The following is a 13,686-nucleotide window of genomic DNA, read 5'->3' on the forward strand; positions in this document are numbered from 1 at the left end:
CGGGTTGGGCTCACACGACCATGAACAGCACAGCAACGAAGATGCTGGCAGCCGAGAAGGTCATGGTCCGCGAGGACCAGGTGTTGAACCATTGTTGAAAGCTGGCGAGGTCACGCTTGAGGGCAGTGGGCTGACGCGTCCACGACTGTTTGTCGAGGCGGAAGAACACGTAGATCTTCATCAGCGCGCCGATGATCTGGTTGTAATAGAGAATCAGCGGGTAGGCCGGGCCTACGTTGTGGCCGGAGCACAGCAGCATGATGGTGAGGATCAGGCGGGTAATGCCGATCCACAGCAGGTACACCAGCAGGAAGGCCAGGCCGAACTTGAGGCTGGCGATCACCGCCACGGTCAGGCCCAGCAGGCTGGTCCACATCGACACACGCTGGTCGAACAGCACGATGCTGGTGAACAACCCCAGGCGGCCCAGGCCCAGGCCCAGTGCGCGGGAGTTCTGCCGCAGGTTGTTGCCGTACCAGCGGTACATCAGCTTGCGGCTGGCTTTGAAGAAGCTTTTTTCCGGCGGGTGCTCGACCGTGTTGATGGCCGCGTCCGGCACGTAGAACGTGTCGTAGCCCAGGCGCATCAGGCTGAACCAGCTGGACTTGTCGTCACCGGTGAGGAACTTGAAGCGGCCCAGGCGCCAGTGCATCAGCGAGTCGCTTTCAACATCGGCGATGAATTCGGGGTTGGTCACCACGCTGGCGCGGAACATCGACATGCGGCCGGTCATGGTCAGCACGCGCTTGCTCAGTGCCATCGAGCACATGTTGATGTGGCGCTGGGCGAAGCGCAGCTTGTGCCACTCGCTCATGATGTAGCCGCCGCGCACCTCGCAGAATTCGTTGGTGGTCAGGCCACCGACGTTGGGGAACAGCTTGAACCACGGTACGGTCTTGCGTACCACGCCATCGGCCAGCACGGTGTCCCCGTCGATCACCGCCACCACGGCGTTCTCGTCCGGCAGCATGCGTGAGATGGCGCGGAAGCCGTAGGCCAGGCCATCGCGCTTGCCGGTGCCGGCGATGCGCACGATGTCCAGCTTCACATGGGCTGGTGGGTTGTATTTGGCCCACAGGCTTTTCACCAGCAGCTCATCGGACATTTCCACCAGCGAGCAGACCACGGTGGTGGGGAAGCCGCAGTTGATCGCCTCGCGGATCACCGAGCTGTACACCTGGGCGGTGGTCAGCGCTTCGATGCGGAAGCTGGTCACCATCAGGTAAACGTGCGACGGGTCGGCAGCAGTGCCCATTTTCTGCACCTTGCGGCGCAGGTACGGGTACACGCCGTAGAGGAAGATCATGCCGCGGATGAAATGGGTGGCGCCCATGGAATAGCGCCAGATGCCGACTGCGCCGACCAGGAAGATGAAGTGCTTCGATTGCGAGTCGAAGATATCGGCTGGCAGGGCCAGGGCGATCAGCATGAGCAGGCTCATGTAGAGCAGCCACCCGGCGCACTGCAACAGCACGGTCTGGAGCCTTTGCATGTTCAGCATCCGTCGAGAATTCGGGGGAGGGTGGGCAGCGCAAGTGGGGAGGGCTTGCGCTGCCCGGTCAGGCACTTACCAGCAGATGCCTTCGGTACGGCTGGTGGTGCAGGTTGGTTTGCTCATGAAACCGACCAAGTCGATTACTTGCTTGCCAGCTGGCGCTTGCTGGGCCAGCGCGCGGAACTGCTCGTCACGGTTGCCGAGGACGATGATGTCGGCGTTGTCGATCACCTGCTGGAAGTTGGCATTGAGCAGCGACGACACATGCGGGATCTTCGATTCGATGTAGTCCTTGTTGGCGCCGTGGACGCGGGCGTACTGGACGTTCTCGTCGTAGATGTCCAACTGGTAGCCCTTGCCGATCAGGCGCTCGGCCAGCTCGACCAGTGGGCTTTCGCGCAGGTCGTCGGTGCCGGCTTTGAAGCTCAGGCCCAGCAGGGCGACCTTGCGCTTGTCGTGGGCTTCGATCAGCTCGAAAGCGTTCTGCACCTGCGATTCGTTGCTGCGCATCAGCGAGTCGAGCAGCGGTGCGCGCACATCGAGACTGGCAGCACGGTAGGTGAGGGCACGCACGTCCTTGGGCAGGCACGAGCCGCCGAAGGCGAAACCTGGGCGCATGTAGTACTGGGACAGGTTCAGCACCGTGTCCTGGCAGACCACGTCCATCACTTCACGGCCATCAACGCCTACCGCCTTGGCAATGTTGCCGATTTCGTTGGCGAAGGTGACCTTGGTGGCGTGCCACACGTTGCAGGTGTACTTGATCATCTCGGCCACCTCGATCGGCTTGCGGATGACCGGGGCGTCAAGCTCTTCGTACAGGGCCTGGAGGATGTCGCCGCTGGCGCTGTCCAGTTCGCCGATAACCGTCATCGGTGGCTGGTCGTAGTCCTTGATGGCGGTGCTTTCACGCAGGAATTCCGGGTTGACCGCGACACCGAAGTCGACGCCGGCCTTTTTGCCCGAGCAGTCTTCGAGGATCGGGATGACCACATTCTTGACGGTGCCCGGCAGCACGGTGCTGCGCACCACGATGGTGTGACGGCGGGTGGTGTCACGCAGCACGTAGCCGATTTCACGGCACACCGATTCGATGTACTCAAGGCCCAGGTCGCCGTTTTTCTTGCTGGGCGTACCCACGCAGATCATCGACACATCGCTGGCACGGATGGCTTCGGCGAAGTCGGTGGTGCCACGCAGGCGGCCATTGGCGATGCCCTGTTGCAGCAGTGCTTCCAGGCCAGGTTCGACGATGGGCGACTTGCCCTGGTTGATCAGGTCGATCTTGGTGCTGGACACGTCCACACCGATCACTTCATGGCCACGCGCCGTCAGGCAGCCTGCACAGACTGCACCCACATAACCCAAACCAAAGATGCTGATACGCATCGCTATCACCTCATGTGTTTATCACGCCGGCGCCTCCGCAGAGTGCCGGGCTGGGTTGATTAACAACAGTTTTCGGGCGCACGGATCCATGGCGAATGCACACTTCGCCGAGCGCAGGCAAAATAAATCCGGAGCGCAAAAAGTTATGCGCTCAAAGTTGGCAGTAAAAAGCCATCAATTAAAAAACGTGCCCTGAAATGCAGCCGTCTTTATTGCAATGCGCTACTTGGCGCGTTGCTGTGCTTGTTTTTTCAAGTGGATAAATCCTTTGAAATCAACCACTAGGACGATTTTTAAGGGGCGCGTATCTCCAGCATGGACACGGTCTTGGGGTGTTCCCGTAGTACCTGTCGAAGTTGTAAGGGCACGGTAGTGGATACCTGCCATTGTCATCTGTAAGTCATCTCTCACAGCCCACAGGCAGGAAAATCGTTACGGCACTATGAGCGATTGCTCCTAGCAGAAGTTCCTGAGCCGGTTTCGCTCGGATGAAAGATTTCTAAATATTTATTCAGTTGTAGGCAGTTTCAATTTGATAGCACGCGGGTGTTTCACCCCCGTGTATCAAGGGTGTAACTGTTACGAGATGTTTTTATGCCAGTATCGGAAAATATTTTTCAAAATTCGTCAAAAAAGGTATGAACGGTCTTATGGCGTTTGGCGATAAAGATAGGCGTGTCGATTTGTTGGCGCCTGATTTATGGCGTGATGGCGATTTGCATCGTGCCCTGTTGCAGGGCGGAGGGGATGGGGCTTGGCTGATGGCCCCTTCGCGGACACGCCCGCGAAGAGGGCTTTGCAGGCTTAATCGGCAGGGTGATCGCGCAGGAACACCAGATGGTCCGGCTTGGACTGCTCGGCACTGTAGTAATAGCCCTGCACATCGAACTGCTTGAGCTGCTCTGGGTCGCTGATGCGCTGCTGGATGACGAAGCGGCTCATCATGCCGCGGGCTTTCTTGGCGTAGAAGCTGATGATCTTGTACTGGCCGTTCTTCAGGTCCTTGAAATCGACATTGATCACCCGGGCCTTCAGCGCGCTGCGTTTCACCGCGCTGAAGTACTCATTGCTGGCCAGGTTCAGCAGCACGTCATCACCCTGTTCGGCCAGGGCCTCGTTCAGCCATTCGCTGATGCGTGTGCCCCAGAAGGCGTACAGGTCCTTGCCGCGTGCGTTGGCCAGCTTGGTGCCCATTTCCAGGCGGTAGGGCTGCATCAGGTCCAGCGGGCGCAGCAGGCCGTACAGGCCAGAAAGCATGCGCAGGTGGTCTTGTGCGTAACTGAAGTCGTCTTCAGCCAGGCTTTCGGCGTCGAGGCCGGTGTACACGTCACCCTTGAACGCCAGCAGCGCCTGTTTGGCATTGGCGGGGGTGAAGTCTGGGGTCCAGCTGCCGAAACGAGCGGCATTCAGGCCCGCGAGCTTGTCGGACAGGTGCATCAGTTCGCTGATCTGCGCTGGCGACAGATCGCGCAGCTGCTGGATCAGCGCCTGGGAGTCATCCAGGTACTGGGGCAGGGTGAAACGCTCGGTTACCGGCGGGGTGTCGTAGTCGAGGGTCTTGGCGGGGGAAATCACCGTCAGCATCGGGTCGGCTCCTGGCATCGTTGGCCGAGGATTCTACGGGCTGGGCGGTGCAAGTCCAAACTATGGCGACGATAGTCACAGACCATGGCCGATGCAGGCGCTATAGTTCGCGTTTTGCCGTTGCGGAGCCTTCGACCGTGCGCACTGCCTTTGCCTTGCTGGCCGCTCTGCTGAGCCTGGCCGTGCAAGCCGCCCCTTCACCCCAGGTCAGCCTGGACCGCAGCCTGTGGCCCGAGCAACTGAACAGCCCGGCGCTGTTCGACGTGGCCTCGCGGGCGGAAATTCTTTCGTTCGCCCAGGTGCTACACGAAAGCGAGTTGCTGGATGACTCGGCGCTGGCGGCGAGGCTGGGGCTGCGGCAGATCAACCTGCAGAAGGTGCGCCAGGTGCGGGCACGTATGTGGCAGCGGTTGTCGGCAGGTTATCAACAGGCGCAGCGCAGTTGCGAGCAGGACGCGTCGTTCTGCTACCCGGTTACGTCGATGGCGGAGTTGCGCACGCAGGCAGCCACGTTCGCTGCTGATGTCGGCACGTTCTATACCGGTTGGGTCGAGCCAAGCCATCAGTTTCATGTGCGCTATCTGGACGAGCAGCTGCGCAAGGCGGCGTTGTTGCCGCAGACCAGTAGCGAAATCGAGCGGTTGTCTTCGCGCGAGCGCAATGGCGACGAATTGAACGACCGTATGTTCCTGCTGACCTTCGTCGGCGGGCCCGGGCCTGAGAGTGGCAGTACCGATTTACTCACCGATTACTTGCGCCGGCAGAAGCTCGAAGGCACGTTCTTCGTGCTCGGCAACCGTCTGCAGCAACGCCGGGATGGCGGGGCTGCGAACGCCTTGCGCCGGCTCTATGGCGGCCAGTGCGTGGGCATCCAGGGTTGGGAGTACCGCTCCCATGCGCAGTGGACCGACTGGCAGGATTCGCTGCGGCGCAGCCAGGCGCGGGTGCAGGCCGACTTGCCGGAACAGTATGTGCCGCTGTTCCGCCCGCCTTATGGCCAGCGCCGGGCCGACGGCGAGGCGTTCATGGCCAGCCAACAGCTGCGGGTATCGTTATGGGATATCGATGCCCAGGATGACGGCGCACTGAGCGCAGAGGCGTCGGCGCAGCGTGTACTGACCCTGATGCTGCTGTGGCGCAAGGGCGTGATCCAGTTCCATGACAGCCTGCCCAAGGCGCAGCCGGCGGTGGAATGGGTGCTGCGCAATACCGCCCAGAGCGGGATTGGCTGGGAGAGTTGCCGAGAATATGGATATAGCGAATAGAGGGTATGACTTCTGAGCGTAGACCCCTCTGGCCCTGCCGCCAAGAGGGCTTCGTCAATCAGAAAAATAAAGTTCAAAAACACGTAAAAATGCTTTTTTTGGTCATGGTTTTTGCGGTATGAAGAAACCAGACAGCCGATTCCTGCAGCACAGGTGGCGTCATCCAGGCCCACCTTGCCAGGTTCGCTTCCCGCCCGTAACAACGCGGATACGGGAACAGCGGCAGTCACTTTGCGGCGCAACAGACCGCGCCGTATGGCTTCGACATAAGGTGACCGAGTATGGATGACCAAGGACGCAACCCTTCCTCCAGCAAGCCAATCCTCTATGTGCTCGATACCAACGTCCTGATTCACGACCCCAACGCATTACTGAACTTCGAGGAGCACCATGTCGCCATTCCGATGACGGTGCTGGAGGAACTCGACAAGCTCAAGACCGGTAAACAGACCATCGCCGCCGAATGTCGGCAGGCCATCCGCCTGATCGACCAGACCCTTGGTGACGCTTCGCCCAGCGATGTCGAGCAGGGCGTGCCGATCCAGCGCAACAAAAGCGGGCCCAAGGGCTTCCTGTCGATCCTGATGAGCCCGCGCAACGAGCCCAGCAAGTTGCTGCCGGAAAACCTCAACGACAACATCATCATCAACACCCTGCTCGACGTACGCAGCCGGCGCACCGAGTTGGACGTGGTGCTGGTCACCAAAGACATCAACATGCGCCTGAAGGCGCGCGCCTGTGGCATTGCGGCCGAGGACTACAGCACCGACCAGTTGGTCGATGACGTGTCTTTGCTGTCCAAGGGTTACCACTCGGTCACCGGCTCGTTCTGGGACCGCGTCAGCAAGGTCGATACCCGCCAGGAGCGTGGCCGTACCTGGCATCGGGTGCAGATGATCGACAACTTGCCAGCCGTGCATATCAACGAGTTCATCATCGATGAGCAGGGCTTCGTCGGCTGGATCAAGGGCATCCGCAACGACGAACTGCTGCTGCTCGACTTGCACCAGGAACCGCTGCTGCACCAGGAAGCCTGGGGCCTGAAACCACGCGACATCCACCAAAGCCTGGCGCTGTTCGCCTTGCTCGACCCGGACATCCACCTGGTCAACCTGACCGGCGCCGCAGGCTCCGGCAAGACCATCCTGGCCCTGGCTGCGGCCATCGAGCAGACCATGGTCAGCAAGCGCTACCGGCGCATCATCGCCACCCGCAGCGTGCAGGGGCTGGACCAGGAGATCGGCTTCCTGCCGGGTACCGAAGCGGAGAAAATGGAGCCGTGGCTGGGCGCTATCACCGACAACCTCGAAGCCTTGCACATGGATGACGAAAGTACCCATGGCAGCGTCGAGTACATCCTCGAACGCGTGCCGTTGCAGTTCAAGTCGCTGAACTACATCCGTGGCCGCAGCTTCCAGCAAAGCCTGATCCTGATCGACGAGTGCCAGAACCTGACGCCGCATCAGATGAAAACCATCATTACCCGTGCCGGCTCCGGTTCCAAGGTGGTCTGCCTGGGCAACCTGGCGCAGATCGACACCCCCTACCTGTCCGCGACCAGCTCGGGCCTGACCTACCTGACCGAGCGTTTCAAGGACTTCCCCCACGGCGTGCACATCACCCTGCAGGGCGTGCCACGCTCGGTGCTGGCCGAGTACGCCGAGTCGCATCTGTAACCCTTGCCGCCGGGCGGTTCGCCGCCCGGCCTCTTCGCGGTCAAACCCTCTGCTCAAACCTGACCCACGGGTTTACACTGGCTGTTCCCTTCACAGGAGCAGAGCAGTGCTGACACATCTTGATTCCCAGGGGCGGGCCAACATGGTCGACGTCACTGAAAAGGCCGTGACCGAGCGCGAGGCCACCGCCGAGGCGCGGGTGCGCATGTTGCCGCAGACGTTGCAGATGATCGTCGACGGTGAACACCCCAAAGGCGACGTGTTCGCCGTGGCGCGCATTGCCGGGATCCAGGCGGCGAAGAAGACCAGCGACCTGATCCCGCTGTGCCACCCATTGATGCTGACCAGCGTCAAGGTCGAACTCAGTGCCGAGGGCCAGGACGCTGTGCGTATCGTCGCCCGTTGCAAGCTGGCGGGGCAGACCGGTGTGGAGATGGAAGCGTTGACCGCAGCCAGTGTGGCGGCGCTGACGATCTATGACATGTGCAAGGCGGTGGACAAAGGCATGGTCATCGAGCAAGTGCGCCTGCTGGAAAAGCTCGGCGGCAAGAGCGGTCACTACAAGGTGCAGGCGTAATGAAGATCAAGGTGATGTACTTCGCCCGTTACCGCGAGCTGTTGGGCGTGGATGCCGAACGTGTGGAGGGGGCGTTCAAGGTGCTCGACGATGTGCGCCAGGCGTTGGTGGCCAAGGGCGGGCAGTACGAAGTGCTGGCCGAGCAGAACCTGATGTGCGCGCGCAACGAAGAGCTGTGCAAGCTGGATGAGCCACTGGAAGAGGGTGATGAAGTGGCATTCTTCCCGCCGGTGACCGGAGGCTGAACATGGCAGTGCGAGTGCAGGAAGGCGCGTTCGACCCGGGGGCCGAGGTCAATGCCATGCATGCGGCCAACGTCGGCGTGGGGGCGGCGGTCGGCTTTGTCGGCTATGTGCGGGATTTCAACGATGGCCGCGAAGTGGCGGGGATGTTCCTCGAACACTATCCCGGCATGACCGAAAAGGCGCTGGCCAAGATCGTGGTCGAGGCCGAGCAGCGCTGGCCGCTGCTGAAGGTGGAGGTGCTGCACCGTATCGGTGCGCTGGAGCCTGGCGAGCCGATCGTGTTCGTCGGTGTGGCCAGTGCCCATCGGCAGGCGGCGTTCGATGCCTGCAACTTCATCATGGACTACCTGAAGACCCGGGCGCCGTTCTGGAAGAAGGAAAATACCCAGGAAGGGCCGCGTTGGGTGGAAGGGAAGCAGAGTGACCAGGATGCGGCGGGGCGCTGGTAGTCAAGGTTGCACCGATTCCCTGTAGGAGCGGCCTTGTGTCGCGAAAGGGCCGCAAAGCGGCCCCGGCAATAGCTGCATTAAAGATGAAATCTTTGGGGCCGCTGCGCGGCCCTTTCGCGACACAAGGCCGCTCCTACAGGGACGGCGTTAGCATTTCGGGTAATCAGTGGTGCTTGCGCGGCACCGGCTTCAACAGCTCATCCGGCGGCATTTCACACTTGATCTTGCGCCCCAGCAGTTCTTCGATCGCCGGCAACTGGTAGGAATCATCCTCACCGGCAAAGCTGATCGACACACCACTGCTCCCCGCACGGCCAGTTCGGCCAATGCGGTGCACGTAGTCGTCCGGGTCTTCCGGCAGGGTGAAGTTGATCACATGGCTGATACCATCGATGTGAATACCACGCCCCGCCACGTCGGTCGCCACCAGCACGGTGATGCGCCCTTCACGGAAGCTCTCCAGGGTACGGATGCGCTTGTGTTGCGGCACGTCGCCCGACAGCTGGGCGGCATTGATGCCGTCACGCACCAGCTTTTCTTCGATACGCCGCACTTCGTCCTTGCGGTTGGCGAACACCATTACCCGTTCCCACTTGTTCTGGGTCACCAGGTTGTACAGCAGCTTGTACTTGTCGCTGCCGGCCACGGCATACACATGCTGCTCGACCGTTTCGCTGGCGACGTTTTCCGGTTCGATCTCGACGATGGCCGGGTTGGTGGTCCACTGCTTGGCCAGGTTCATCACGTCGTCGGTGAAGGTGGCGGAGAACAGCAGGGTCTGGCGCTCGCTCTTCGGCGGCGTCTGGCGAATGATCTGGCGAACCTGGGGGATGAAGCCCATGTCGAGCATGCGGTCGGCTTCGTCCAGCACCATCACCTCGACCATGTCCAGGTGCACCTCGCCGCGCTGATTGAAGTCCAGCAGGCGGCCCGGGGTGGCCACCAGGATATCGCAGTGGCGCGCTTCCAGGGCCTTGAGCTGCTTGTCGAAGTCCATGCCACCGACGAAGCTCATCACGTTCAGGCCGGTGTACTTGGTCAGGGCCGCGGCGTCCTTGGCGATCTGCACCACCAGCTCGCGGGTAGGGGCGATGATCAGCGCGCGCGGTTCGCCCATGTAGCGTTCCTTGGGCGGGGGCGTTTGCTGCAACTGGGAAATGATCGAGATCAGGAATGCGGCGGTCTTGCCGGTACCGGTCTGGGCCCGGCCGATGGCGTCCTGGCCACGCAGGGTGTAACCCAGTACCTGCGCCTGAATCGGCGTGCAGTATGGGAAGCCCAGGTCGTGGATGGCGTGCATCAGCTCGTTGGACAGCTTGAAGTCGTGGAAACGGGTTTTGCCTTCCTGCGGCTCGACCACGAAGTCTTCGGGCTTCCATAGGCTGGCCTGCGGTTTGGGCTTGCGCTCGCGACGCGGTTTGTCCTTGGCCGGCTTCTCGGCTGCTGGCGCTGGCGTAACGGCGGCAGGCCGCTCAGCCTTGGGGGTGGGGTTGGCGCGCGGGGCGGCCGGTTTGGCTGCGGGCCGGGGCTCGCTGGCGGGCGTGGGCGCCGGTGGCGTCACGCTGGCAGCAGGAGCGACGGCCTGTGGCGCGGCGTCTCCCTTGCCGAATATTTTCTTGAGTGCCTTGAGCACGATCGTCTCATCAACTGGTTAAGGAATGTACGCCGGGCAGTGTAATGCAAGATTCGGGCGCGGCGTAGTGGAATAGCCCTACAACTACAGGCGGTCGCGGCTTATTGCAGTTGCTTGGCCAGCCATTCGTGAATGTCGTTCAGCTCTTCGACTACCACTTCGTGCTCCATCGGGTACTCGTGCCAGCGGGCGGCGACGCCCCAGGTGTTCAGGTACTCGAAGGCGGTGCGGCCCATGGACGGGATCACTACCGGGTCGTGCACCCCATGCAGGCACAGGGCCGGGGTGCGTTGCTGGCAGGCACTCAACTGGTGCTGGTCGTTGAAGGTGGGGGCGTAGGTGGACAGGGCGATCACCCCGCCCAGTGCTTCTTGCCACTTTATATAGGCAGTGTGCAGCACCACTGCACCACCCTGGGAGAAACCGGCCAGGAAGATCCGCGACAGGTTGATGCCTTTGGCCTGCTCGGCCTTGATCAGGGCAACCACTTGCTCGGCCGACTCCTCCAGCTGAGCTTCGTCGATGGCGCGGGCTGGGGTCATGGCCTTGATGTCGTACCAGCTGGGCATGGCGTAGCCGCCGTTGATGGTCACGGGGCGGGTTGGCGCCTGGGGCATGATGAAGCGGGTGCTGAGCAGGCGCTCCTGCATGAATTCGGCCACAGGTAGGAAGTCGTAACGATCGGCCCCCAGACCGTGCAACCAGATCACACAGGCGTCAGCGGTTTTCTGTGGTTCGAGAATCAGCGGGTTGGTCATGACTGCTCCGAAAATGTGCGTGTCTTGTTATGGCGTGCGTGAAAAGAAGGCACGGGAAATGATTGTCGGAAAAAGAATGTCGCAACGATACAACTTTCCCTACTTGACGAGCGCTTAAACGCTACAGCCAAAGAATCTGGTACGCCCTTTGCAATTCAACCTGTGATGCAAAGGGCAAGCCGTGACGGTAACACCCTTTGCACGCGAAGGCTGTCACAGAACAGTCCATTGCGCCAATTGACCCAATAACAAGCCAATACGGGTCGGATACGCCTCAAAAGGGTGCGGTGCAATTCCGGCTCGATACAACAAGAGCGATTTGGAGGTTGTGAATGAAGATGTTGAAAACCACCCTGGCAGTCCTGACCGCTGCCGCCGCGCTGGGCGCCGTGAGCAATGCCCAGGCCGGCGCCACCCTCGATGCGGTAAAGAAAAAGGGCTTCGTCCAGTGTGGCGTGAGCGACGGTCTTCCAGGCTTCTCGGTACCTGATGCACAGGGCAAGATCGTCGGTATCGACGCCGATGTCTGCCGTGCCGTGGCCGCCGCCGTGTTTGGCGATGCCACCAAGGTCAAGTTCAGCCAGCTCAACGCCAAGGAACGCTTCACCGCCCTGCAATCGGGCGAAGTCGACGTGCTGTCGCGCAACACCACCTGGACCAGCTCGCGCGATGCGGGCATGGGCCTGGTGTTCGCCGGTGTCACCTACTATGACGGCGTCGGCTTCCTGGTCAACAAGAAGCTGGGTGTTTCCAGCGCCAAGGAGCTCGATGGCGCGACCATCTGCATCCAGGCCGGTACCACCACCGAGCTGAACGTATCGGACTTCTTCCGCGCCAATAACCTGAAGTACACCCCGATCACCTTCGACACGTCCGACGAAAGCGCCAAGTCGCTGGAGTCCGGCCGTTGCGACGTGCTGACTTCGGACAAGTCGCAGCTGTTCGCCCAGCGCTCCAAGCTGGCCGCACCGACCGACTACGTGGTGCTGCCGGAAACCATCTCCAAGGAGCCATTGGGCCCGGTAGTGCGCAAGGGCGACGAGGAGTGGTTCAGCATCGTCAAATGGACCCTGTTCGCCATGCTCAACGCCGAAGAGGCGGGCATCACCTCGAAGAACGTCGAAGCTGAGGCCAAGGCCACCAAGAACCCGGACGTCGCCCGCCTGCTGGGTGGGGATGGCGAGTACGGCAAGGACCTCAAACTGCCCAAAGACTGGGTAGTGCAGATCGTCAAGCAAGTCGGCAACTACGGCGAAGTGTTCGAGAAGAACCTGGGCCAGAGCACCGACCTGAAGATCGACCGTGGCATGAACGCCCTGTGGAACAACGGCGGCATCCAGTACGCGCCACCTGTGCGCTGATGGTTGCACCCTGCGGCGGCATCCCGCCGCCGCAGGCTGTTCGAATCCCTACTGTCCGGGGCACTTCATGCAAAATCAAATCGGCGCACCCAAGGGCTTGTCCCTTAACGATCCGCGTGTGCGCGCGTGGCTGTTCCAGATTCTCACGATCGTCTTCGTGGTCGGTCTGGGCTGGTACCTGTTCCACAACACGCAAACCAACCTGCAGCACCGAGGCATCACGTCGGGCTTCGACTTTCTGGACCGCAGTGCCGGCTTCGGCATCGCCCAGCACCTGATCCCCTACGTGGAATCCGACAGCTATGCGCGGGTGTTCGTCATCGGCCTGCTCAATACCCTGCTGGTGACCTTCATCGGTGTCATCCTGGCGACGATCCTGGGCTTCATCATCGGTGTGGCGCGGCTGTCGCCAAACTGGATGATCAACAAGCTGGCGACCGTGTATGTGGAAACCTTCCGCAATATCCCGCCGCTGTTGCAGATCCTGTTCTGGTATTTCGCCGTGTTCCTGACCCTGCCAGGCCCACGGGGCAGCATCAACATCGACGATATGTTCTTCATCAGCAACCGTGGCCTGAACATGCCGGGCGCCTCCATGGCCGATGGTTTCTGGCCGTTTGCAGTGGCCGTGGTGGTGGCAATCGCGGCCATTGCCGTGATGGTGCGCATGGCCAACAAACGCTTTGACGAGACTGGCGTGCCGTTCCACAAGTTCTGGGCAGGGCTGGCGCTGTTGATCGCCATCCCGGGCTTGAGCGTGCTGTTGTTCGGCAGCCCGGTGACCTGGGAAGTACCGCAGCTGAAGGGCTTCAACTTCGTCGGTGGCTGGGTATTGATCCCCGAACTGCTGGCGCTGACCTTGGCGCTGACTATTTATACGGCAGCTTTCATCGCTGAAATCGTGCGTTCCGGCATCCGTTCGGTCAGCCATGGCCAGACCGAAGCCGCCCGTTCGCTCGGCCTGCGCGAGGGCCCGACCCTGCGCAAGGTGATCATCCCCCAGGCACTGCGGGTGATCATTCCGCCGCTGACCAGCCAGTACCTGAACCTTGCGAAGAACTCGTCGCTGGCGGCCGGTATCGGCTACCCGGAAATGGTCTCACTGTTCGCCGGTACCGTGCTCAACCAGACCGGCCAGGCCATCGAGGTGATCGCCATCACCATGAGTGTCTATCTCGCCATCAGCATCAGCATTTCGCTGCTGATGAACTGGTACAACAAGCGCATTGCGCTGATCGAGCGGTGAGGATACGC

Annotated in this window: 12 protein-coding genes; 7 read left to right on the plus strand and 5 right to left on the minus strand. The window is 61.1% G+C overall.

All coding sequences use genetic code 11. The features are described 5' to 3' along the window. Positions 1-10: 10 nt before the first annotated feature. From APH35_RS11915 to yaaA, 3 genes are all read right to left on the minus strand, one after another. Positions 11-1,492 carry a glycosyltransferase family 2 protein gene (locus APH35_RS11915; protein ID WP_041166586.1) on the minus strand — a complete coding sequence of 494 codons (1,482 nt, stop codon included), beginning with the start codon at positions 1,490-1,492 and terminating at the stop codon, positions 11-13. Between the two features lie 75 nt (positions 1,493-1,567). Then, a complete protein-coding gene (locus tag APH35_RS11920) occupies positions 1,568-2,884 on the minus strand; it encodes a nucleotide sugar dehydrogenase (protein ID WP_012274100.1) in 1,317 nt (438 codons plus the stop codon). Between the two features lie 804 nt (positions 2,885-3,688). After that, positions 3,689-4,468, minus strand: coding sequence for a peroxide stress protein YaaA (yaaA, locus tag APH35_RS11925; protein ID WP_060514847.1), 780 nt, complete (start codon positions 4,466-4,468; stop codon positions 3,689-3,691). A 137-nt stretch (positions 4,469-4,605) separates the two neighbouring features. Between yaaA and APH35_RS11930 the strand changes: the two genes are divergently transcribed. From APH35_RS11930 to moaE, 5 genes are all read left to right on the plus strand, one after another. Then, the gene (locus tag APH35_RS11930) at positions 4,606-5,733 is read left to right on the plus strand and encodes a polysaccharide deacetylase family protein (RefSeq protein WP_060514848.1); all 1,128 of its coding nucleotides are present in this window, start codon (positions 4,606-4,608) and stop codon (positions 5,731-5,733) included. A 281-nt stretch (positions 5,734-6,014) separates the two neighbouring features. Beyond that, a complete protein-coding gene (locus APH35_RS11935) occupies positions 6,015-7,409 on the plus strand; it encodes a PhoH family protein (protein WP_060514849.1) in 1,395 nt (464 codons plus the stop codon). A gap of 106 nt (positions 7,410-7,515) precedes the next feature. After that, complete coding sequence (gene moaC / locus APH35_RS11940; RefSeq protein ID WP_016489004.1) at positions 7,516-7,986, plus strand: cyclic pyranopterin monophosphate synthase MoaC; 471 nt, start codon at positions 7,516-7,518, stop codon at positions 7,984-7,986. Further along, a complete protein-coding gene (moaD, locus tag APH35_RS11945) occupies positions 7,986-8,231 on the plus strand; it encodes a molybdopterin converting factor subunit 1 (protein WP_060493259.1) in 246 nt (81 codons plus the stop codon). The genes moaC and moaD overlap by 1 nt, the downstream gene beginning before the upstream one ends. 2 nt (positions 8,232-8,233) lie before the next feature. Beyond that, a complete protein-coding gene (gene moaE / locus APH35_RS11950) occupies positions 8,234-8,680 on the plus strand; it encodes a molybdopterin synthase catalytic subunit MoaE (protein WP_060514850.1) in 447 nt (148 codons plus the stop codon). 163 nt (positions 8,681-8,843) lie between these two features. On the opposite strand, the gene rhlB is transcribed toward moaE, so the two are convergent. Together rhlB and APH35_RS11960 are read right to left on the minus strand one after the other, a co-directional pair. Beyond that, entirely contained in the window at positions 8,844-10,313 is a 1,470-nt protein-coding gene (gene rhlB / locus APH35_RS11955; RefSeq protein WP_012274093.1) for an ATP-dependent RNA helicase RhlB, read from the minus strand. A 101-nt stretch (positions 10,314-10,414) separates the two neighbouring features. Then, the gene (locus APH35_RS11960) at positions 10,415-11,071 is read right to left on the minus strand and encodes an alpha/beta hydrolase (RefSeq protein WP_012274092.1); all 657 of its coding nucleotides are present in this window, start codon (positions 11,069-11,071) and stop codon (positions 10,415-10,417) included. 332 nt (positions 11,072-11,403) lie between these two features. Between APH35_RS11960 and APH35_RS11965 the strand changes: the two genes are divergently transcribed. After that, the gene (locus tag APH35_RS11965) at positions 11,404-12,432 is read left to right on the plus strand and encodes an amino acid ABC transporter substrate-binding protein (protein ID WP_012274091.1); all 1,029 of its coding nucleotides are present in this window, start codon (positions 11,404-11,406) and stop codon (positions 12,430-12,432) included. A 67-nt stretch (positions 12,433-12,499) separates the two neighbouring features. After that, positions 12,500-13,678: an amino acid ABC transporter permease gene (locus tag APH35_RS11970; RefSeq protein ID WP_012274090.1), complete on the plus strand. Its 1,179-nt coding sequence runs from the start codon at positions 12,500-12,502 to the stop codon at positions 13,676-13,678. Positions 13,679-13,686 lie beyond the last annotated feature (8 nt).

This window comes from Pseudomonas sp. NBRC 111132 (genome assembly GCF_001320565.1).
GTDB lineage: Bacteria > Pseudomonadota > Gammaproteobacteria > Pseudomonadales > Pseudomonadaceae > Aquipseudomonas > Aquipseudomonas putida_P.